The following is a 21,049-nucleotide window of genomic DNA, read 5'->3' on the forward strand; positions in this document are numbered from 1 at the left end:
TGCCCGAAGCAGGCTGTCACCCGGCCCCAGCAGCCCGCCGCCGGGCGAGTGCCCGCACCAGCCCCAGCCGCCCCTGGTTCGGCACCGACCAGGTCGGGTGTCCCCGCAGCCCCCATCCCGCCAGCAGCCGGTTCGCCGCCTGCCAGCCGGTGGTCGCGGCCCGCTCCATCAACGCCACCGGCAGGTCCACCCGGATCCCGTCCCCGGCCAGCACCAGCCCCGGCACCGGGGTCTCCACCCCCGGCCGGCGCGCGAAGTCGCCCAGCCCGAAAAGCGGGCAGTCCTGCCGCCACTGGTCCAGCTCGCCCACGATGCGCGCCTGCCGGGTCTCCGGGTAGATCTCGTGCAACCGGTCGAGCAACCGGTCCGGCAGGTCGGCCGACCGTTCGGCCACGGCGTAGGCGTGCAGTTCGACCACCGCCCCGCCGGTGCGCGCGGCCCACTCCGCCGCCTGGGCCTCGAACCGGTCGAGCACGCTGATGTTGTCCAGCGGCGGCAAGCTCCCGGTACCGAGGAACGGCGCCCGTTCGACCCGCAACGGACGATCGAGCCACAGCCGGCGCACGTAGAAAGCGGGCGCGGTCCGCAACCTCTCGATCCGCTCACGCCACGCGGGCGTGCCCAACTCCGGTGACGCCCCGACCACCTCGCGCAGGCCAGGAACGTCCGAAGCCAGCACCACCCCGTCGACCGGAGCACCGCGTACCCGGAAGCCGCCGCGCTCGCCGGGCTCCACCGCGTCCACCCGGACACCCCGGTGGATCCGCACGCCCAGGTCCGTGAGGTACGCGGTCAACGGATCCCACAAACTCGCCGGATAGGTGTCCTCGGGCACATCGAAGATCAACCCCTCCGACGAGCCGAGGAAGTACAGGTGGAACATCGTCACCAGTTCCGCCGCCGAAAGTTCCGCCGGGGACGCGAAAAAGCTGCGCGAGAACACCTCGAACGCCAGATGCCGGGCGCTCGGCGGGAAGTTCAGCCGGTCCAAAAAGGACGCCGCGTCGATGTCGTCGAGCTGGTGGTACGTCTCCGGCACCGAAACGGCGGCCAGCGGCAGCGCCCCGGCCGGATCGATCCGCACCAGATCACGCAGCCGGAAAGTGGGGCTGCGCAGGGCGAACACCATCGCGTTCCACGGCGGCCTGCGCGGCAGGCCGCGGAAGGTGTCGACCCGGCCGCGGTCGTCCAGCAGCGGGTAGTCGGGGACCGGTTTCAACCGGCGCAGCCCCGGATCCGTACGCCGCAGCAGCGACCGCAGGTTGTAGTACTGGCGGAAGAACGCGTGGAAACCCCGGCTCATCGTCACCGGCGTGCCGTCGCCGAGCGTGGTGTCCCAGCCGCCCGCCCGGCCGCCGAGGTAGGACTCGCGTTCGTACAGGTCGACCTCGACACCGCGTTCGGCCAGCCCGGTCGCCGCGGTGAGTCCGGCGATCCCGCCACCGACCACCGCCACCCGCGGGCGCCACCGCAGTTCACCGGCGTGCGCGAGCCCGGGAGCGGGCGGGTACTCGACCCGCCGCGGATCCGCGCTCACGCGATACGCCCCGGTACCGCCCGCGAAGCCAGGACCCGGGCGGCCGCGACGCCGGCGACGGCCGCCCGGCGCCGCATCGGGACCGTGGCTCGCCGCGCGAAGACGTTGTGGTCGGCGGCTTCGATCCGATCGAGAATGCGGGAGTACAGCTCGAAAGCGGTGTGGATGCAGGGACGCGCGGCCGGGTGCAGCATCGCCACCCCGGGGCGAGCGCGGCGGTAGACGGCGCGGGTGAAGGCGATCTGGTCCGCGAGCGCCCGCCGCACCGGTGGATCGATCCGCCGGTGTTCCCGGCACCAGCGCAGCCGATCCCGGTCCACGCCGAAGGCGGCGAGCTCGTCGGCGGGCAGGTACACCCGGCCGCGGTCGAGGTCCTCCCCCACGTCACGCAGGAAGTTGGTGAGCTGGAACGCCGTGCCCAGCGCTGCGGCGGGCCCGGCCGCGGCCTCGCGGTCGGTCACCGTGCCCAGCACCGGCAGCATCTGCAGGCCGATCACCTCCGCCGAACCGTGCACGTACTCGGTCAGTTCCGGGCGCGTGGCGTACCCGGTGGTGGTCAGGTCCATGCGCATCGAGCGCAGGAAGGCCTCGAACAGCGCGTGGTCCAGCGCATAGCGGCGGGCCGTGTCGGCCACCGCGAGCAGTACCGGCTCGTCGACCGCCGCACCGGCCAACGCGGCCGCGAGATCCTTGTCCACCCTGGCCAGCCGCTCGTCGAGGGCGGCCGTGGTGGTGCCGGATTCGGGTTCGTCGACCAGGTCGTCGACCCAGCGCGCGAAGCCGTAGAGCGCGTGGACCGCCGGTCGGCGGGACGGGCTCAGCAGGCGCGTGGCCAGGAAGTAGGTGCGCCCGTGCCGGGCGTTGAGTTCGCGGCAGCGGGCGTAGGCGGCGCGCAGTTCGGCCCCGGTGATGCCCGCCGCGTCGAGTTCGGCCCGGGTCATCGCCCGCTCCCGGTGATCCGGTCGGCGGCCAGGCGGCCGGACAGCAACACCGTCGGCACGCCGACCCCGGGCACCGTGCCCGCGCCGGCGAGCACCGCGTTGTCCACCCCGCGCACCAGGTTCGCCGGCCGGAACGGCCCGGTCTGGGCGAAGGTGTGCGCGTAGCTGAACGGGGTGCCCGCGACCATGCCCCTGGCCGCCCAGTCCTCCGGGGTGAGCAGGAACGTGCGGTCGATCTCGGTGGTGAACCCGGGGGCCAGCCGCCGCTGCACGTGCCGGGCGAGTTCTTCGGCGTAACGCGGTCCCAGCGCGGCCCACCGCTGGCCGCCGCGGTCGAGATTGGGCACCGGCGCCAGGATCGAGTAGAGGTCGTGCCCCGGTGGCGCCAGCGTGGGGTCGGTGGCGGTCGGCCGGGTGACCAGCAGCGACGGATCGCTCATCAGCGACCCCTTCGTGATGATCTCGTCGAAGGTGCGGTGCCACGCCTGACCGAACACGATGCTGTGGTGGGCCACCTCGGGCCGCGCGCGCACGGTGCCGGCGTGCAGCACCACCGCCGAGGGCGCGGGCCGCAGCCGCACCGGACGGCGGGGTGCCCGGCCGAGCAGCCGGTAGCTGTGCTCGGGTTCGGTGGTGAGCACGACGGCGTCGCAGGGCACCCGCTGCCCGGCCGCGGTCACCACCGCGCGGACCCGGCCGCCGCGGATGTCCAGCGAAGTGACCGGATCGCCGTGGTGGATGGTGGCCCCGGCCTTGGTGATCGCCCCCGCGAGCGCGGCGGGCACCGCGCCCATCCCGCCGCGGGGGAAGAACACCCCGCCCACGGTGTCCATGTAGGAGATCACCGCGTACAGCGCCAGAGCGCGCCGGGGCGACTGACCCGCGTACAGCGATTGGAAGCTGAACACCCGCTTCAGGCGTTCGTCGCGGAGGAACCGCCCGACCGCGCCGTCGAGGCTGCGGAACCCGCCCATCGCGACCAGCCTGGCCAGCTGCGGCGACACCAGCGACAGCGGCGAGTCGAAGTTGGCCGCGATGAACCGGTCGAACTCCACCGAGTACAGCTCGCTCAGCCACTCGCGCAGGCGGAGGTAACCGCGGGCTTCCGCCGGTCCGGCGAACGCCCGGACCGCCTCGGCCATCGCCTCACCGTCCGCGTGCACGTCCAAAGTGGAACCATCGGCGAACGACGCCCGGTAGGCCGGGTCGAGGCGCACGAGGTCGAGCCAGTCCCCCAGTTCCTCGCCGAGCGCCCCGAAGACGCCGGCCAGGATGTCGGGCATGGTCAGCACCGTGGGCCCGGTGACCATCGAGTACTCCCCCAGCGGGCGCGCGCTCGCCCGGCCACCGGGGCCCTCGCGGTCGTCCAGCACGGTCACCGTCCGGCCGCGGCCGGCCAGGTGGGCTGCCGCGGACAGCCCGGCCAGCCCGGCACCGACGACCACCACCCGTTCGGTGGGGCCCGGGATCGTTCGAAGCACCACAGTTCCTCCGCGAGCGGGTGGAGCACGGACCCGGCACCGGATTCCGATGCACAAGCGTTGCACCGGTCAGCGTAGGGCCAGTGGCCCGGGCGCGCAGCGCTTACCGTTGCAGTGCGGACGCCGCGCACAACGCCGCCCAGCCCGCGGCGAAGCCCGCGACTTTCTTGCGCGCGGAGCGGTCCGGCAGCGCGAGCCCGAAGATCAGCGCGTCCGCCGCGTCCGCGGCCACGCGTGCCGACAGCGCCACCCGCAGCGCGAGACCTTCGGGGGCGAACACCATCGCCAGCCCGATCGCGGTGTCCCGCGCGCCGATCGCGGCGATCAGCGTCCGCACCGCCGGGACCACCTCACCGGCCGGCGTGGTCAGGCCGCAGGGCCGGGCCAGCACCTTCGGCGCGGCGATGATGGTGGCGCTGTAGGCGGCGGTCACCGCGCCGAGCACCCGGGTCACGGCAGGCATGGGAACTCCCTCGGTTCGTGGACGTTCCGCCCGGCATACCCGATGAGGCGGCGGGAAAACCCAGACCCTGCGAAGGCATCGGAGCGCGGTTACGCTCCCCGTATCGATTGCGCATCGAAGCAACCGGCTGACGGAGGTGGTGGGTGAACCAGTTCGCCTACCTGGCCGTGCTCGCGGTCTGCCTGCTGATCACCGCACCGCTGGAGTGGCTCGGCGCACCGGTGTACCGCCGGCCGCGGCGGCTGGCCAGAGCGGTGCTGCCGGCCGCCGCGGTGTTCCTGGTGTGGGACCTGATCGCGATCGCCGGCGGGGTCTGGGGCTTCAACCCGGAGTTGACCACCGGCGTGCTCCTGCCGTTCTCCCTCCCGGTCGAGGAAATGCTGTTCTTCCTGGTGATCCCGGTGTGCGGCCTGCTCACCTTCGAAGCGGTCACCGCCACGGTGAACCGCTGGAGGAACCGGTGATCGGCTACACCCTGCCCGCCGTGCTCTCCGTTCCGGCGGTGGTGGCGCTGGAACTGCTGGTGCTGCGCACGGGCCTGTTCCGGCAGCCCGCCTACTGGCTGACGATGGTGGTGGTGACCGCCTTCCAGATCCCGGTGGACGGCTGGCTGACCAAGCTCAGCGCGCCGATCGTGCTGTACGCGCCCGAGCACTTCAGCGGCGTGCGGTTCCCGTGGGACGTCCCGGTGGAGGACTTCCTCTTCGGCTTCTCGCTGGTGACCGCCACACTCTTGCTCTGGGTCCGCCAGAAGCGGAAGGAGACGACGTGAAGCTCGGCCCGCGCGGCCTGCCCCGCGCCGACGTGCCCACCGCGTTCGACGGCGGCGCGTCCGCCTATGACCGCCTCGTCGGCGCCAATCCCGGCTACCACGCGCACCTGCGGCTGTCCGCCGGGCGGCTGCGGTTGCCCGCCGGTGGCGCCGGGCTCACCCTGCTCGACGCGGGGTGCGGCACCGGCGCGTCCACCGCCGCCCTGCTCGCGGCCGCCCCGCGGGCGAACATCCTAGCGATCGACGCCTCGGCCGAAATGCTGCGGCAGGCGCGGGCGAAGTCCTGGCCCGACTCGGTCCGGTTCGCTCACACCCGCGTGGAGGACCTCCAGGACGGCCCGTTCGACGGAATCCTGGCCGCCTACCTGGTGCGCAACCTGGAGGACCCGGACGCGCAGCTGCGCCGGTTCGCCGCCCTGCTGCGACCGGGCGCTCCCCTGGCGGTGCACGAGTACTCGGTCGCGGGCTCGCTGCGCGCTCGGCTGGTCTGGCACGCCGTGTGCTGGTCGATCATCATCCCGGCCGGACGCCTGGTCACCGGCGACGGCGCGCTGTACCGCCACCTCTGGCGCAGCGTGACCACCTTCGACAGCGCCGGCTCATTCGAGAATCGGTTGCGCGACAACGGTTTCACCGACGTGCACCGCGAAACCGTGTCCGGCTGGCAACGCGGTGTGGTGCACACCTTCCTCGGTCGCGCACCAGAAGGGACCTGACGTGATCCGCCCGACCTGGCCGAGCAAGTGGCCCATCCAGCCGCTGGCCCGCGAGCGCTGGGCCGCCCAGCGCCCCACCTTCGCCGACGCCAAGGTGGGGGTGATCGAGGCAGCGCTGAGCCGCGCGCTGGACCGGCCCTCCGGCAACTGGTTCGTGTTCGCCGCCAGCCGGGACATCCGCCCGGACCGCCCCTACGGCACCACCGTCGCGGGGCGCGAACTGGTCGCCTGGCGCGACGCCACCGGTACCCTGCGGGTCGGCCCGGGCGCCTGCCCGCACCTCGGAGCGCCGCTCAGCGACGCCAGGGTGGCCGACGGGAATCTGGTCTGCCGCTGGCACGGCCTGGCACTGTCCGGGGCGGGCGGCCGCGGCTGGAGTCCGTTGCCCGCCTTCGACGACGGCGTGCTCACCTGGGTCCGGCTGGACGACGTCGGCGCCGAGCCGCCGCTCGACCGCCCGGTGGTGCCCACGCGCCCCGGCACCGCGGTGAGCCTGGCGGCGGTAGCGACCCTCGAAGGCACCTGCCACCCCGAGGACGTGGTGGCCAACCGCCTGGATCCCTGGCACGGCGCGTGGTTCCACCCCTACTCGTTCACCAGGCTCACCGTGGTCGAGGTCCCGAGTGAAAGCGACGACCGGTTCGTCGTGGACGTGACGTTCCGCGTCGCCGGGCGGCTCGGCGTGCCGGTGCGCGCGGAGTTCACCTGCCCGGAACCCCGCACCGTCGTCATGCGCATCACCGACGGCGAGGGCGAAGGCAGCGTGGTCGAAACCCATGCCACGCCAAGGGGTCGCGGTCCGGACGGGCGGCCCCGGACCGCCGTGATCGAGGCGACCATCGCGAGTTCGTCACGGCCCGGCTTCGCCGTGGCCCGCAAGGCCGCCCCGCTCGTGCGCCCGCTGATGACGTGGACCGCCGCGCGGTTGTGGCGCGACGACCTGGCCTACGCCGAACGCCGCTACGCCCTGCGCACCAAGGACCTGCCCGAACCGTGACGGCTCAGACCGTGCTCGGTCCCCCGCGCATCACCGGATAGGTGGCCAGCAGGGTGGACATGATCTCCTTCAGCGGGAGATCGGCGTGCACCCCGCGGTCCGCGACGTATTCCATGAACCTGCCGTCGGGGGAATACTCGTGCAACAGCGCGTCCTGCTTGCCGTCGAAGGTGATCGGCGTGACCCCGTTGCGCGCGCAGACCCCGGAGTCGAACGTGGGCGCCGCTTTCACCCAACGGCCGTCGAGGAACAGTTCGCTGTAACCGTGGTAGACGAACACGTCGGCGGCGTCGCCCATCCGGGCCCGCAACGCCGGGCTGGTGAGGTGGTTCCGCACGTCGGCGAAGCCCAGCCTCGCGGGAATTCCCGCCGCGCGGGCCGCCGCGGTCAGCAGCACCGCCTTGGGCACGCACCAGGTGCTGCCCGAGCCGATCACGGCGCTCGCCCGGTAGTCGGCCGGGTCCGGGCTGATCGCGAACGGGCTGTACCGGATGCTCTCGCGCACCTGCTCGAACAGCAACGCGGCCCGGGTGGCCGGATCGGCCGTGGCGCCGACGACCCGCGCGGTGAAGGCGCGGACCTCGGCCGAATCGCTGTCGAGGAAGTACGTCGCTGATCGATAGGCATCGAGGTTCACGCTGGTGAGCGTGCCAGCGATTCGTCGATACGGCCCCTCGTGGCGGAAAACTCTGGTGGTTTCGCGTGACACCGCCACCCGCGGGTCAGCCCGCCACGCCGAGGTCGGCCAGCACGGCCCGCGCCGCACGGCGCCCGGACACCAGGGCGCCCTGCAGGGAACTGGTGTCGCGGTGATCACCGCAGACGTACAGACCCGCGCCGAACCGCACCGGCCGGGTCAGCGGGTGGCCGGGCCCCATGACTGGCAAAGCGCGCTCGATGACGTACTTCCTGATCAGCCGCCAGTCCCGAGTGGAGCTCCGGTAGAGGCGCGCCAACCGCTCGCGCACGTCGTGCTCGGTGGTGTCCGTGCGCTCCGGTACCGACGCGGCGACCAGCGCTTGCCCGGCCGGCGCGTAGCTGGGGCTGACCTCGCTCATCACCGCGGTGTTCAGCAGCAGGTCCGGTGAACCGTCGAGGACCAGCGTCGGTTCGGGCAGCGGCGAGGCCGCCGCGGTGAAGTAGTAGGTGGTCACCGAATGCCACCGCGGTTCGGGCAGCCCCGGGAGCAACTCCGCCGCCGTGCTCCCGTCAGTGGCGACGACCACCGCCCGCGCCCGCAGCCGCTGACCGTCCTCGAACTGGACCAGGCCCGGTTCGGCACGGGCCACCGGGCGTCCGAAGTGGACAGTTCCGGCGAGCAGCCCGGCCGCGAGTTGCCGGGGCAGTTCACCCATGCCAAGTTGTGGCACCGCTCCCCCGCCGAGCAGGAAGCACCGCCAGATCAGGTGCAGCAGGCGGGCGTCGGTGGTCAGGTCGCGATCGAGGAACACCCCGGCGAGGAACGGGCGCAGCACGCGCTCGCGCACCGCCCCGTACACGCGGAACCGGCTCAGTTCCGCGGCGGTGGACCTGGAAAGGGGTCGGCGCAGTCGCGCCGACGGCAGCGCCAGGTCGCGTGCGGACATCGCGACCACGCCTGCTGAAGCGAGCGGTCCGGTGATCCCGAGGCGGGCCAGTCCAGCGATCGCCGCGGCCCGCGACGGGGGTGCCAGCAGCTGCCGGTCGTCGGTGTACGCGCCCCGGGTGAAAGCACGCAACCGCAGCGCCGGCAGGTCGAATTTGGCCCGGACCTCCGGGTAGGCGGGCAACAGCACCTGGAAACCGCGGTCGAGGCGGAAGTTGTCGACGACATCGGTGCGGACCCGGCCGCCCACCTCGTCGGCGGCTTCGACCACCGTCACGTCCACCCCGCGGGCGGTGAGTTCGCCTGCCGCCGCGAGCCCGGCCAGTCCCGCGCCGATCACCACCACGTCGTGCTCCACGGCCACCTCCTCCACCCCAACGTAGTTGCAACGGTTCTGCATCGCATCGCGAGTTGCGAGCCGCGAAGACCGGGCTTACGGTTCGACTATGGGACTTTTCGATGGTCGAACTAACTCGCGACGGCACGTGGTCGTCCTGGTGCTGGCGCTGGGCCAGGTGCTCTCCCCCGTGCTGTCGACCGCGCTGGGCGGCGGCCAGTTCACCACCGCGGACCGCGCGGGTGAACCCCCGATCGTGCCGTCCGGCTACGCGTTCTCCATCTGGGGACTCGTCGAGGTGCTGTCGGTCGTCTACGCGATCTGGGTCTTCTTCGCCCCCGAGGCCGCCCGTCCTCTGCTCGACCGGCTCGCGTACCCGCTGGCCGTGGTGTTCGCCGGGTTCAGCCTGTGGATCGTCGCCTCGGACATCGAGCCGGTGTGGACCACCTTGGCGGTGTTCCTGGTCATGGTCGCCGCGTTGCTGCGCGCACTCACCATCGCCCTGAGTGACCGGGAAGGCATCCGGACCTGGCCGACACCCGGTCGAGTGATCCTCTGGGCCCTGCTGGGGATCTACACCGGCTGGAGCAGCATCGCCATCTGGCTCAACCTGACCACCGCGTTGACCGAGAGCGGCGCCCCGATCGCCGGTGCGGCCGGAATCGGCGGGCAGCTCGCCATCCTCGCCGGCGCCACCGCGACCGCGGTGTTCCTCCTGCGCTGGTCCGCGGGCCTGCTGTCCTACGCCGCGGCGGTGGTCTGGGCCTTCGCCGGGGTGGTGAGCGGGGCGTCAGCCGCCGGGGAAACCGTGCTCGCCCTCGCCGCGGGCGCCGGGCTGGTGATCACCCTCGGCGCGACCCTTGTGTTCAAGCAACCGGCCTTCTCCGGGCGACTGCGTCCCGCCGGACACCGCTGAGCGGCGGCCTCGACCGAGGCCGCCGCCGCTGGTCAGGACGCCCGCAGGAAGCGGTCCAGCACCCGGGTGCCGAACTTCAGCGCCTCCACCGGCACGCGCTCGTCCACGCCGTGGAACAACGCCGAGAAGTCCAGGTCCGCGGGCAGTTGCAGGGGCGCGAAGCCGAAGTTGCGGATCCCCAGCTGCTGGAACGCCTTCGCGTCGGTGCCGCCGGAGAGCATGTACGGCAGGGTGCGCGCGCCGGGGTCCTCGGCGAGCACCGCGGCGGTCATGGCGTCGACCAGCGCGCCGTCGAAGGTGGTCTCGACCGGCGGGAGTTCCATCCACTCCTTCTCGATGTCCGGCCCGAGGATCTCGTCGAGTTCGCGGTTGAACGCCTCGATGCGGCCGGGCAGGATGCGGCAGTCGACCGCCGCCTCGGCCACCGACGGGATCACGTTCGACTTGTACCCGGCGGTGAGCATGGTCGGGTTCGCGGTGTCACGGAGGGTGGCGCCGATCATCCGCGAGATGTTGCCGAGCTTGGCGACCGCGCCCTCGATGTCGTCGTCGGGGAAGTCCCAGCCGGTGATCTCGGTCACCCCGTCCAGGAACTCCCGCACCGAGGGGCTCATGACCAGCGGGAACCGGTGGTTGCCCAGCCGGGCGACGGCCTCGGAGAGCTTGGTGACGGCGTTGTCGCGGTGGATCATCGAGCCGTGGCCCGCGGTGCCGCGGACGCGCAGCTTCATCCAGCGGATGCCCTTCTCGGCGGTCTCGATGAGGTAGGCGCGGACGTTGTCCTTGAGGGTGATGGAGAAGCCGCCGACCTCGCTGATCGCCTCGGTGGCGCCCTCGAACAGGTCGGGGCGGTGGTCGACCAGCCACTGGGCGCCGAACTTGCCGCCCGCCTCCTCGTCGGCGACGAAGGCGAAGATCAGGTCGCGGGGCGGGACGATGCCGTTGCGCTTGTAGTGGCGGGCGAGGGCCAGCGTCATGCCGACCATGTCCTTCATGTCGACCGCGCCGCGGCCCCAGACGTAGTCGTCCTGGATGGCGCCGGAGAAGGGGTGGACCGACCACTCGGAGGCATCGGCCGGGACGACGTCCAGGTGGCCGTGGACCAGCAGCGCCCCGCGGCTGGGGTCGGCCCCGGCCAGGCGCGTGATCACGTTGTGCCGGTTCTTGCCGCCGGACTCGACGTACTCGATCTCGTAGCCGACCTCGGTCAGCTTCTCGGCCACGTACTCCGCGGCCTCCCGCTCACCGACGAGCGTCTCGGGGTCTCCGGTGTTCGTGCTGTCAATCCGCAGGAGTTCGCTGGTCAGCGTCACTGCCTCAGCGGCGGCTGTATCGATCAGGCTCGGTTCGGTCACCCCGCGTTTCTACCACCCGCCGAGCCGGATGATCTTGCCACCAGCCCGCGGCAGCATGAACCGGCCCCCCGGTTAACGGCGGTCGGCGCATCGAGTAATCTGTTCCTCAGCAAGTCCGAGTGGCGGAATGGCAGACGCGCTAGCTTGAGGTGCTAGTGCCCTTAACGGGCGTGGGGGTTCAAGTCCCCCCTCGGACACGCACATTATTCACCCGAGGAGAGACCGTCGCGCAGACGGTCTCTTTTTCGTTGTCGTACCGCAGGTCAAGCCGCAACTCCTGGTAGAGCCGCGACAGCCGCTCCACGCAGGCACCGGTCAACGCGGCACCGACGTCACCCAGCGAGTCGACCATGGCGTACACCTCGGCCTCGGTGATCGCTCCAGTCTCGTCCCGCTCTCCGAGATCAGCTCTGGCCGCAGCTCGCTCCGCCTGCGCCTGATTGATCGCCTCCACCAACGCCGCCGGATCGATCCCGGCCACAATGGCCGCCTGGAAGCGCACCAGCTTCGCCTCCGCCTTGGCCAGCCGCTCAGCCGACAGCACGCTGTCGCGGGTTCGCGTCGGTGTCTGCTGCGAACTCACGATCCGGTGAACCGTCCGGTCCACATGCTCCGGCCCGAACAGCTGTCCAACCCAACCGTTCACCGCCTCCCGGAGCGGGTCCTCACGGACGTAGACCGTGGGCGGGTGATCGGCCAACACGTGTGAGCCGGGCGCCAGCGTCCTCGCCGGACAGCGGTAGTACATCCCATGCGCCCGCGGGCTGGCCTCCATCTTCCGGCCGCAGATCTCGCACCTGAGCAGACCGCGGAACAGGTAAGCCCGCTGCGTCTTCCTACTCGCACGCTCCGTCGTACGCGCGGACTTCAACCCGTTGGCCGCCTTCGCCTTCCGCTTCAACTGTGCGCGCGTGAAGTCCTCCACGCTCACGATCTCCGGATGCGCCGGCCGCCGAGACCGCACCACCCACTCCGCCGATGCTCGCCGGAACCGCACCACGTTCCCCGCTGCCACGTCATCCGGATCAAGCAACATCTCCTGCCGAGCCCACCGCCCGAATACCGCGAAGCCCGTGTACTTCGGATTCTCCAAAATGGACCGAACCGTACTGCCCTGCCACCCATCAGCCAACCGATGCCGATTCTGATCCGGCCGCCGAGCCGACGGGCACGGCACGCCATCCCGATTCAGCCCATTCGCAATCGCCCGGTCGCCGTTGCCGTCCAGGTACTCCGCGAAGATCCGCCGCACCACCTCGGCCGACTCGTCCTCCACCTCCAGAACCCTCAGCCGGAACCCCTCCGCCGCTTTCCGCGGATTCGGATGTGGCCCACCATCGACCACGACATACCCATACGGAGCCCGGCCGCCCTGATGCCGCCCCTCGTTCACCACCTGCGCATCCATCGCCGCCCGCACCCGCGCCTGAACGTGCTGCCGCTCCGACTCGCTCATCCCACCGAGCACACTCATCAACATCTTGTGCGACGGATTCCGCGCGTCGAACTTCCCGCCCAGCTCCGGCACCCACAGATCCACCCCATACGCAGCGAACCGCGGAGCGATCAACGAGAACTGGTTACCAAACCAGCAGCGCGTCCCCTCACCAACCACCACCGCATCCCACTCCCGCCGCGGGTCCTTCAACGCCGCCAGCAGCCGCCTGCCCTCCGTGCGCCGCTCCCAGGGCACCGACCGCGATTGCCCCACGTCGAAGAACTCGGCGACCACCTCACCGCCAAGAGGCTCGACGAACTTCCGCGCGTTGCCCAACTGCCAGCCCAGCGACGTCTCCGGGTCCTGGTTGTCCTCGGTCGAGCAGCGCCCGTAGAAGGCGAGCGCCCCGATTCCCTGGTCGACCGACTCGACTGCCTGAACACCCAGAACCTCATCCAGCACGGACCACGGATCACTGTTGAAATCAGCCGTCATCGGACACCCCCTCACCCGGCACATCCAGCACCGGAACCTCGGTCAGCTCGACCAGAATCGCCAGCAGCACCCGAGCAGCGGCCACCGTCAACACCGGCATCTCACCAGGCAGAATAACCCGAACAGGCCGCCCATCGAACCCAGCGGCGCTCACGATCGCTCACCCTGGCCACGGCTGTCACCCAATCGCTCCACCGCACGCCTGATATCAGCCGCCAGATACCCGCGGACCTGCTTCGTCCGCCCGTCCTCGCCCGGCACACGATCCCTGGTCGGCCGGCACCCCAACTCGCCCATCTGCCGCCCGAACGCCGTCGCCTCGACCCCCAACGCCTCGACCAACTCAGCACTCGGCACGAACCGACGCCCGTCCTCGCCCAGGTACTCGACCACCGCGGCCAACGGCTCCGGCAGCTCCACCGGCGCCGCCTCCGCAACGCGCTCCAGCAGCGGAACATCATCCCCTGCCGCGTGCCCGGTCAGCGTCCCCTCCGCTTCCCGTAGCTCCCGGCCGCGACGGCAGATGACCTGCCAATCCTCATTCGGCATGTAGTACGTACGAACCGTCAACGCCAACCCATCCGCAACGTCACCGTCCGGCCGCAAGATGCCTACGCCCTTGTGCGACGCGAGCAACCGACTGCTGTCATAGCCACGCGTGTTCATCTGTTCGCCGAGCACAATGTTGCTGTCCCGCCAGTCCATCACCCGCAGCGCGAACCGCGACCCGATCACCGCACGCAACCCAGACGGAATCGTCTTCGAATCCGGCCGCTGAGTCGCCAACGCCAGCACGATCCCCGCCGCCGGCCCCTTCTTCGCCAACCACGTCAACAACTCGCCGACGTACTCACCAGCCGCGACCTTCTGCCCCTCGACGGCCACCTGAGTCCGGTCCTCCAACGGCACCTGCACCTCATCGACGAAGATCGCCGTGACCGGCATGTTCAGCGCCCGATCCCGCGACATCTCCGGCGTCACCTTCGACTCCGGACACGTCACGTCGTCCAACTCGCGCATCCGGCGATACCGCCCCTGAACCTCGCCAACCAGCTCAACAAGCCAGTCGATCAGCGCTCGGACGTGTACTGACTCGTCACCGGACATGAACCGGTGAGCCACCTGCGCAGCAGCGTCCCAGTCCTTGCCCGCCTTGAAGTCCGCCACGTACAGCCGCGTGAACGGGTCCAGTATCAGCCCGGCCGCCGCCAGTCGGGCCGCGAACGTCTTGCCCTGCCTAGGAATCGCCCCAACCAGCAGCGACGTCCACACCAACGGCAGATCCACCCGCCGATCCCGAGCGTCCCGCCCGAACGGCACCGGCCGCCACGCATCCCAACGCGCCAAGTCCAGCAGCGGCGTCCGCAACGGCGGCCCGACGTACGGGTCCTGATCCGCCACCCACATCGACACCCGCCCGGCATGGCCACCGTTCCCACGCACCCGCTCCACGATGAGCTGCACCTCATCCACCGCCAGTGCGGACGCCAAAGCATCCCGGTTCTTGATCACGTCCGCCGCCTTGCGGGTGGCCGGCAGATCCACCGTGACCGCCCAGCCGTCACCGATCCGCGTCGCGCGCTCGACCAGGCGAAGCGTCTCGTCCTTCCCGATCAGCTTCGCGTCGCGGAAGGCGTCCACCAGGACCTGCGGGTCCATCGTCCACTTCAGCGTGCGCGGCCCCGCCAGCACCGCCTTACGCCCCGGACTCCCGTCCTTCCGCCGCCCAAGCACCGCCAACCCGACTAGCACCACAACGCCGCCACCCCACACCACCACCGAGCCGAACAGCAGATGAGCCACCGCCGCGAGCACTACAGCAGCAACCGCAACAAGCCCGGTCACCTTCCACCGGAACAAGGTCAACGCCCTGATCTCAACGAACTTGTCCGCCAACTTCTCCGCCTGCTCAGCGGCCTCCCGGTAGTCCCGAACCGAGACCCACCGCCGCCACCAGCGCACCGCGGCGACCACCCCGCGAACCGCAGCACCAACCAGCCGCCCCGGCGACCGAAGAACACCAACCGCCGCGTCCTTGACCACCTGACGCGTCTGATACCGGTCCCACGCCGGAACACGCCTCAGAAGCCACCAGCGACGCCCCGCCCGCCGCCGCGGCTGCGGCAGTTCGTCCACCAGCTCGCCGTCCAGCACCGGCTCCGCCTTCACCAACGAGTCCTCACGCATCGGCGACCTCCGCCCGAAGCGCCCGCGCCAACCGCGGCGACAGTCCACGCGAACACCCCGTGACCTGCCGAACCCAAGCCGGACTGATCTCGATCCCCGGCGACCAGCACTCCCGTGCCTCCGCCAAGTAGTCCGCGAACAACTTCCGCCGCCCAGCCTCCGAACCGGCTTGCCCAGCGCTCCGATGCGCGACCAGCACGGCATCCGTCAGCTTGTCCCGAAGATCCGTGATCGCCTCGACTGCAACGAACACCACGAGCGGCGGCACCGAATGCAGCACGATCGCCGCCGGGTCACGGTCCGCAAAGGACTCCCACGTGTTCATGACGTAAGTAGCCGCGAGCGTGAACCACTTCGCCCGCCGCACCCACGGCCCCGTCCGCACCTGGTAGCGAGCCGTCACCTGCTCCGCCCGCAGAATCGCCAGCAGCACGAGCGAGACCGTCGGGTCGAGCACCCAAGCTGCCAGCCACGCCAACGACCACGGCCGCGTGCCCGCCGACGCGAACCCCTGAACGTTGGCCATCGTGAACGCCAGCCCGAGCACGATCCCGGACCAGCACATCCAGTCCACCTGCCGCCGAACACGCTCGATCCGCAGCGCCACCACGTCCGGATCAGTCTGATACGCGCGGACCTGCGCGGCCTCCGCGGCATCACGCACCAGCCGCTGCGCCCGCCCGTTCATCGGCGACCACCCCGCCGTGACGTGTCGATCGTCGTCACCGTCATCGCCCTGGTCAGGGCATACGACGAGAACAGCGCCGGCAGGCCCAGCACGGCCAGCAGCAGCCAGCGATTGCCGGGGTTGGCGATCACCACCCACTGAACCGCCACGATCAACCCGGCGTTGAACAGCACCCGCCCGGCGAGCGATACCAGCCGCGCCCCACTCCGTGCGGCCTCAGCCGCCGCCTTCGCCCGGCGCGCCCCAGCCCGCCAGACCCAGAACAACACGAGCAGCACGCCGACAACGGCCATGATCTGCGTCGGAGTCACGGTCATAGCGCACCCCCGTCCCGGGCGCGCTCACCGCGGCGAAGCCAATGCGGCCGGAGCGCTCGCCGATCGTCCTCGGCAAGCCCGCCCCAGACACCCACCGTGGCGTCGCCACCGACCCGCAGTTCCAGCTCCAGGCACTCGTCCAGGACCGAGCACCCCTCGCACAGCCGAGCGGCCAACTCGCGATCGGAGCCCGCGCCGGGCGGCCCGGTATCCAGCGGCGGCCACATGCACAGCCCCTGACCAGTAACAACAACGTTCAGCGCGCTCGCTGGCACCCACCGAAGCCGGTCGAGTCGCCAGGCGATGCCGATCAGCCAGAAGTCGTCTTCGCCGGTGATCATGCGACACCTGCCGGGGCACTCAGCACACGCTTGATCTCGGTCGACGAGACCTTGAGCCCGGAGCGGCGGGTGGCCCGCAGCGCGCCCGTCCTGATCGCGCGGCTCACCGCGGAGCGGGACACGCCCAAGATCCAGGCGGTCTCTTGAATGGTGTGAAAGGTCGTATTCGTACGCATTGAAGGAAGCCCTTTGGATCGATTTCAAGACTATGTTGTTAATTTCAGCTCTCATCGGCGCGCGTTGTAGCGACGCGCCGCCGCAGTGCGCTCGATGGCGCCGGAAATCGTCGAAGAACCGCTAATCTCGGCGCTGAGGCGGAGCGCGGAGGAATAGGTGTCGGAAGATTGGGCGGCAGTCGCCAAGGCCATCAGCGAGCGCGTGAACGAACTCGGCTGGCGGCAACGCGAGCTGGCTGAGCGCTCGCACGTGTCGCAGGCGATCGTGCGCGAGCTGCAACACCACACGGTGGAACGGCGACGCAGCGCCAGAACGCTCGAAGCGCTGTCGACGACGCTCGGCTGGCACTCTCAGCACCTGCTTGCCGTGCTGGAAGGTCGGGTGCCTCCGCACCGCGACGAGCCGGCCGACGACGACCGCGGCCTGTGGTCGCGGCTCGACGCGCTCGAAGATCGGCTGGCCGACATCACCGAACGTCTTGAAGACGTCCAGAGCAACCTCGCGACCGTGGTCGAACATGTTCGCAATAAGCGCTGAGCGCCGGGTGATTTCCATACCTGAAATTCAAGGCCGAATGGCCATGACTTCCCATGCGTCACCAGTGCAGGACCAGTGCACAAACACTGCACTTCCGCGTTTCCGGGCAGCCGCGCGATGAATTCCGACGGCTGGACCGGCCAGACCGCTTGCGCACTTCAGGCCGCATTGCGCCTGAGCAACGAGCGGTTCGCCGAGCACCTCGGAATCGGCGTCCGCACGGTCGCCGCGTGGCATCAAAAACCGTCGCTCCGCCCCAAGTCGGAGATGCAACAACTCCTGGACACAGCGCTCGAACGCGCCTCGGACGCAGAGCGCGCCCGCTTCGCCGAACTCACCAGCGCACAGCCCGCAGCAGACCCGCGGCTCACCGAAGACCCGAACATCGTCGCCGCCCTCGACTGGCTCGACCGGCACGCGCGCTGGGCACCCGGCACAAGTCGGCAACGAGTCGCCGAGCGCGCCGCCGCCATCGATCCCCAGAGCCTTCGCGACCGCGGCACCCGACGCGGATGGGTCAGCCAGCGCGACGTCGCGCGCACCCTGGCCGACTACTACGGCCCCGCTAGCCTGTTCACGGCCCGATGCGGCGATCAACTCGTGAACACCAGCATCTTGACCAGCACTGATTGGCTAGATCTCGACTGCCCGTTGCTACCTCGGCACGACCGGCTCACCGTCGCCAGTGCCCTCCCAGAGGCAGACCTGCAGCTCGACGAACACGCCGCAGACGTCGCCGTTCAGCGCCTGGCCGAGACACTGTCCATGAACACCCGGATGGTCAACAGCCCGCTCTACCGCCTGCTCGACATCGCACCGGCCGCCCAGCACCTCGGCGGCTCGCTCGGCGTGACCCACTTCGTCCACTACGCACTGACCATGGACCTGCTCGAAGGCGAACTGGTCGACGCAATCGCCGCCGGCAGTTCGTCACCCATGCCGCTCCGAGACCGCTACCTACCCGACGTCGCCACCGTGCTCGACCTCGGAAACCGGCTCTGCTCCGGCGGCGTACTCGCCCTCACCGCCATCGCCCGCTCAGCCGACCCGTTCCGCGGCGAAGCCGATTACCTCTTACTCGTCCAGGAGCGCTCCGGCAGCGTCCTGAACGCCGCGCGCCGCCTGGCTGTGATCCCCAAGGGCTTCCACCAGCCGCTCAACGACGTCCGCCGAGACGCCCAGGTCGGCGCGACCCTGCGCCGCGAGATGGAAGAAGAGCTGTTCGGCCGTCCCGACATCGACAACACGCTCGGGCAGCAGCTGTCCGCCGACCCGATGCACCCCAGCAAGCTCTCCGAGCCGATGAGCTGGCTCATCGACCAACCCGGCCGCCTCCGCATGGAGTGCACCGGCTTCGGGCTCAACCTCGTCAGCGGCAACTACGAATTCGCCAGCCTGATCGTCATCGACGACGAAGACTTTTGGACACGTTACGGCGGCGTAGTCGAAGCCAACTGGGAGTCAGAAACCCTACGGCAGTATTCGACAACCGACACGGAACTCGTGACCGAACTACTAACCGACGCAGCTTGGAGCAACGAAGGATTATTCGCTATGCTCCTGGGGCTCCGACGGCTTGCCGAAACCGGCGGAGAACGCGTCAAACTGCCACCAATCGAATGGGAGATCGGCAAGTGAGCGACGGCTGGAGCACCGGCAACGCCAACGAGGACGGCAGCGAGACTCGCGGCTGGCTGGTCGGCCACTTCATCGACCCGTCGCAAGGCGTCCGCTCGTCGAAGGACGTCGAAGTTAAGTGGGCCAACCATCCTGTTGGCGACAAGCGTGCCGAGTGGACCTCCGACGACCAGCGCACCACGCTCGTGTTCCTCATCTCCGGCAAATTCCGCGTCGATGTCACCGGCGGCAGCAGCACGATGAGCAAGCAGGGCGACTACGTCATGTGGGGCCCCGGCATCGACCACTCATGGGAAGCCATCGAGGAATCGGTAGTCCTCACCGTCCGCTGGCCCTCAGCAACCTAATTCAATTTCCGGCAAGGCAACCCGACTACCACCATTCTCCCGAAGTCGCCGCAACCCTTGCAGGAACGCGAACAGCCCCTCATTGCTCCACGATTTATCGCCAACAAGGTCCACCAGCATTTCAGCATCCCTCGTCGAATACTGGCGTAACCCGGCCGCCTCCCAGTTGGCCTCAACCTCGCCACCAAACCGCGCCCAGAACGCTTCATCCTCGATCACGATCAGCGTGGCGAACTCGTAGTTGCCGCTGACCAGGTTGAACCCGAAGCCGGTGCGCTCCATCCGCATCCGATCGGCCCGCTCGCCCAACCACCTCATCGGCCGCGACAACCGACTTGCGTGCATCGGGTCCGCCGCCCGCGGCCCACCGGCGGTGTTGTCGACGTCAGCGCGCCCGAACAGCTCTTCCTCCAGCTCGCGACGCAGCGTCGCCCCGATCCGGGCATCTGCCCGGTAGTCCGCCAACGGCCCGTGAAAGCCCTTCGGAATCACCGACAACTTGCCCGCCGCGTTGAGCACCTGCGCCGAACGTTCCTGGACCAGCAAGAGGTAATCGGCCTCGCCGCGGTACGGGTCCGACGGCCGCGCAATCGCCGTCAACGCCAGCACCCCACCAGCACACAACCGGCCCCGAAGGTCGAGCACGCTCGCCAGATCCGGCAAATACCGATCCCGGAGCGGCAGCGCACCCGGCTTCGCCGACCGTCCCGCGGTCAGCGCGTCCACCAGCTCGCCCTCAAGCAGGTCAGCCGTAAGCGCGTACTCCACAAACGAGCCCAACTCGACCCGCCCCACCAAACCACCGGCCGCCGCCTCGACCTCCGTCAACCGATAGATCGGCGCATCCGTCATCCGGACGTCGCCCTCCACGACCCGCGCCAACCTGCGAACCGCCGCAGCCCCATCGATCGGCCCGGCCGCCGAACCACTGCCCGGCACCAACTCCAGGTCGCTCGCCGCGTCCAGCGCCCACGGTGCAAGCCACTCAGGCCGCGTAGAGACGCTGGTCACCGCTCGCGCGCTCCCAGCCCGCGCCGCGTAGAGCGCATGCCCGACGACTTCGCCGCCGTAGTACGCGCCCAGTGCCGCAGCGATCTCGCCGCGCCCCAACGCGCGCGCTGCCTGCGGCGCCCGCCCTGTGGCCAGCTCACCACGCACTCGCCGGTTCGCTTCTCCCGCCGACCAACCCGCTCGCGCATCGACCCAGTTCAGCGCGCGCTCCACCTCATGGCCGAGTTCCACCGCGTCGCCCGGCGGCTCGCCGTCGAGCACGTCGCGGAGCTGGTCCGCACTCCGGCCAAGCAGCCGCGCAAGCTTCGGCCGCAAGTATGGGAGGGGCGCGTACTCGCCAGCCTCCCAGCGAATCACCGTCGACCGGTCGACGTGCAGCGCCTCGGCAAGCCCTTCCTGCGTAAACCCGGCGGCCTTCCTCGCCGCCACCAGGGCCGTCCGCCGCCCAGCCAAGCCGATCACCTCACGTAGTCACCCGACCACGCCAATCTATCAGCCTTCTCCGCAGGTCAAACCCCCGACTGCAACATCCTCGCGTCCCAAGTTCGACGTTTCCGCTCTGGGAAGCCGCCTCGCCAGCCGGTTCAGTGATCACCACCAACCGGCACTCCAGGAAGGCGACCACCGTGAGCACCAGCAACGACAACGCGTCGCCCCAGCGCCTCTACGTCACCTGGTACCGCTGCATCGCCGACCACCTCGAACACGCCGTCACCGATGAAGAATTCGCCAACGGCCTCCACCGTGGCGCCGGCTGGCACCAAGCCCTCTGC

At 70.1% G+C, this 21,049-nt stretch carries 22 protein-coding genes and 1 tRNA gene; 9 read left to right on the forward strand and 14 right to left on the reverse strand.

Annotated features, from left to right (window positions below; translation table 11 throughout):
- Positions 1–16: 16 nt before the first annotated feature.
- The 4 genes from JYK18_RS36055 to JYK18_RS36070 form a co-directional block, all read right to left on the reverse strand.
- On the reverse strand, positions 17–1,537 hold the full coding sequence (locus JYK18_RS36055; RefSeq protein ID WP_206807881.1) for an FAD-dependent oxidoreductase: 1,521 nt from the start codon (positions 1,535–1,537) through the stop codon (positions 17–19).
- On the reverse strand, positions 1,534–2,478 hold the full coding sequence (locus tag JYK18_RS36060; protein ID WP_206807882.1) for a phytoene/squalene synthase family protein: 945 nt from the start codon (positions 2,476–2,478) through the stop codon (positions 1,534–1,536). The genes JYK18_RS36055 and JYK18_RS36060 overlap by 4 nt, the downstream gene beginning before the upstream one ends.
- On the reverse strand, positions 2,475–3,959 hold the full coding sequence (gene crtI, locus JYK18_RS36065; protein ID WP_374195083.1) for a phytoene desaturase family protein: 1,485 nt from the start codon (positions 3,957–3,959) through the stop codon (positions 2,475–2,477). Before crtI ends, JYK18_RS36060 begins: the two co-directional genes overlap by 4 nt.
- Positions 3,960–4,062: 103 nt before the next feature.
- Positions 4,063–4,422 carry a hypothetical protein gene (locus JYK18_RS36070; protein ID WP_206807884.1) on the reverse strand — a complete coding sequence of 120 codons (360 nt, stop codon included), beginning with the start codon at positions 4,420–4,422 and terminating at the stop codon, positions 4,063–4,065.
- 143 nt (positions 4,423–4,565) lie between these two features.
- On the opposite strand from JYK18_RS36070, the gene JYK18_RS36075 reads away from it, so the two are divergent.
- From JYK18_RS36075 to JYK18_RS36090, 4 genes are read left to right on the forward strand one after another with little or no spacing between them, the layout of a single operon-like run.
- Positions 4,566–4,886, forward strand: a complete 321-nt coding sequence (locus JYK18_RS36075; protein ID WP_206807885.1) for a lycopene cyclase domain-containing protein — start codon at positions 4,566–4,568, stop codon at positions 4,884–4,886.
- On the forward strand, positions 4,883–5,194 hold the full coding sequence (locus JYK18_RS36080; protein ID WP_206807886.1) for a lycopene cyclase domain-containing protein: 312 nt from the start codon (positions 4,883–4,885) through the stop codon (positions 5,192–5,194). Before JYK18_RS36075 ends, JYK18_RS36080 begins: the two co-directional genes overlap by 4 nt.
- Positions 5,191–5,910, forward strand: coding sequence for a class I SAM-dependent methyltransferase (locus tag JYK18_RS36085; protein WP_206807887.1), 720 nt, complete (start codon positions 5,191–5,193; stop codon positions 5,908–5,910). Before JYK18_RS36080 ends, JYK18_RS36085 begins: the two co-directional genes overlap by 4 nt.
- 4 nt (positions 5,911–5,914) lie before the next feature.
- Positions 5,915–6,907, forward strand: a complete 993-nt coding sequence (locus JYK18_RS36090) for a DUF5914 domain-containing protein (RefSeq protein ID WP_206808323.1) — start codon at positions 5,915–5,917, stop codon at positions 6,905–6,907.
- A gap of 4 nt (positions 6,908–6,911) precedes the next feature.
- Here the strand turns inward: JYK18_RS36090 and JYK18_RS36095 are convergent, their stop codons facing one another.
- Positions 6,912–7,544 (reverse strand): transglutaminase family protein, encoded by a 633-nt coding sequence (locus JYK18_RS36095; protein ID WP_307796201.1) that lies wholly within the window; start codon positions 7,542–7,544, stop codon positions 6,912–6,914.
- An 85-nt stretch (positions 7,545–7,629) separates the two neighbouring features.
- Positions 7,630–8,850, reverse strand: a complete 1,221-nt coding sequence (locus tag JYK18_RS36100; RefSeq protein WP_307796202.1) for an NAD(P)/FAD-dependent oxidoreductase — start codon at positions 8,848–8,850, stop codon at positions 7,630–7,632.
- 88 nt (positions 8,851–8,938) lie between these two features.
- On the opposite strand from JYK18_RS36100, the gene JYK18_RS36105 reads away from it, so the two are divergent.
- Positions 8,939–9,745, forward strand: coding sequence for a hypothetical protein (locus JYK18_RS36105; protein ID WP_206807889.1), 807 nt, complete (start codon positions 8,939–8,941; stop codon positions 9,743–9,745).
- Between the two features lie 32 nt (positions 9,746–9,777).
- Here JYK18_RS36105 and JYK18_RS36110 read toward each other — a convergent pair whose 3' ends face one another.
- On the reverse strand, positions 9,778–11,100 hold the full coding sequence (locus JYK18_RS36110; RefSeq protein WP_206807890.1) for a M20/M25/M40 family metallo-hydrolase: 1,323 nt from the start codon (positions 11,098–11,100) through the stop codon (positions 9,778–9,780).
- Positions 11,101–11,213: 113 nt separating this feature from the next.
- Here JYK18_RS36110 and JYK18_RS36115 point away from each other — a divergent pair.
- A tRNA-Leu gene (locus JYK18_RS36115) sits at positions 11,214–11,297 on the forward strand.
- Here JYK18_RS36115 and JYK18_RS36120 read toward each other — a convergent pair.
- The 6 genes from JYK18_RS36120 to JYK18_RS36145 are packed head-to-tail and all read right to left on the reverse strand — an operon-like array spanning position 11,279 to position 16,566.
- Positions 11,279–13,033, reverse strand: coding sequence for a recombinase family protein (locus JYK18_RS36120; protein WP_206807891.1), 1,755 nt, complete (start codon positions 13,031–13,033; stop codon positions 11,279–11,281). The two genes, JYK18_RS36115 and JYK18_RS36120, sit on opposite strands and share 19 nt — an antisense overlap.
- Entirely contained in the window at positions 13,023–13,187 is a 165-nt protein-coding gene (locus JYK18_RS36125; RefSeq protein WP_206807892.1) for a hypothetical protein, read from the reverse strand. Before JYK18_RS36125 ends, JYK18_RS36120 begins: the two co-directional genes overlap by 11 nt.
- Entirely contained in the window at positions 13,184–15,220 is a 2,037-nt protein-coding gene (locus JYK18_RS36130; protein WP_206807893.1) for a cell division protein FtsK, read from the reverse strand. The genes JYK18_RS36125 and JYK18_RS36130 overlap by 4 nt, the downstream gene beginning before the upstream one ends.
- A complete protein-coding gene (locus tag JYK18_RS36135) occupies positions 15,213–15,908 on the reverse strand; it encodes a hypothetical protein (protein ID WP_206807894.1) in 696 nt (231 codons plus the stop codon). Before JYK18_RS36135 ends, JYK18_RS36130 begins: the two co-directional genes overlap by 8 nt.
- Positions 15,905–16,225, reverse strand: coding sequence for a hypothetical protein (locus tag JYK18_RS36140; protein WP_206807895.1), 321 nt, complete (start codon positions 16,223–16,225; stop codon positions 15,905–15,907). Before JYK18_RS36140 ends, JYK18_RS36135 begins: the two co-directional genes overlap by 4 nt.
- Complete coding sequence (locus JYK18_RS36145) at positions 16,222–16,566, reverse strand: WhiB family transcriptional regulator (RefSeq protein ID WP_206807896.1); 345 nt, start codon at positions 16,564–16,566, stop codon at positions 16,222–16,224. The genes JYK18_RS36140 and JYK18_RS36145 overlap by 4 nt, the downstream gene beginning before the upstream one ends.
- A gap of 333 nt (positions 16,567–16,899) precedes the next feature.
- Between JYK18_RS36145 and JYK18_RS36150 the strand changes: the two genes are divergently transcribed.
- The 3 genes from JYK18_RS36150 to JYK18_RS36160 all read left to right on the forward strand — a co-directional run bounded on the left by JYK18_RS36150 (position 16,900) and on the right by JYK18_RS36160 (position 19,265).
- On the forward strand, positions 16,900–17,280 hold the full coding sequence (locus JYK18_RS36150) for a helix-turn-helix domain-containing protein (RefSeq protein WP_206807897.1): 381 nt from the start codon (positions 16,900–16,902) through the stop codon (positions 17,278–17,280).
- Positions 17,281–17,397: 117 nt separating this feature from the next.
- A complete protein-coding gene (locus tag JYK18_RS36155; RefSeq protein ID WP_206807898.1) occupies positions 17,398–18,918 on the forward strand; it encodes a transcriptional regulator in 1,521 nt (506 codons plus the stop codon).
- Positions 18,915–19,265, forward strand: a complete 351-nt coding sequence (locus JYK18_RS36160; RefSeq protein ID WP_206807899.1) for a signal peptidase I — start codon at positions 18,915–18,917, stop codon at positions 19,263–19,265. Before JYK18_RS36155 ends, JYK18_RS36160 begins: the two co-directional genes overlap by 4 nt.
- Here the strand turns inward: JYK18_RS36160 and JYK18_RS36165 are convergent.
- The gene (locus JYK18_RS36165) at positions 19,254–20,738 is read right to left on the reverse strand and encodes a helix-turn-helix transcriptional regulator (protein WP_307796203.1); all 1,485 of its coding nucleotides are present in this window, start codon (positions 20,736–20,738) and stop codon (positions 19,254–19,256) included. The two genes, JYK18_RS36160 and JYK18_RS36165, sit on opposite strands and share 12 nt — an antisense overlap.
- Positions 20,739–21,049 lie beyond the last annotated feature (311 nt).

Source organism: Amycolatopsis sp. 195334CR (genome assembly GCF_017309385.1).
In the GTDB taxonomy this organism is placed as follows: Bacteria; Actinomycetota; Actinomycetes; order Mycobacteriales; family Pseudonocardiaceae; genus Amycolatopsis.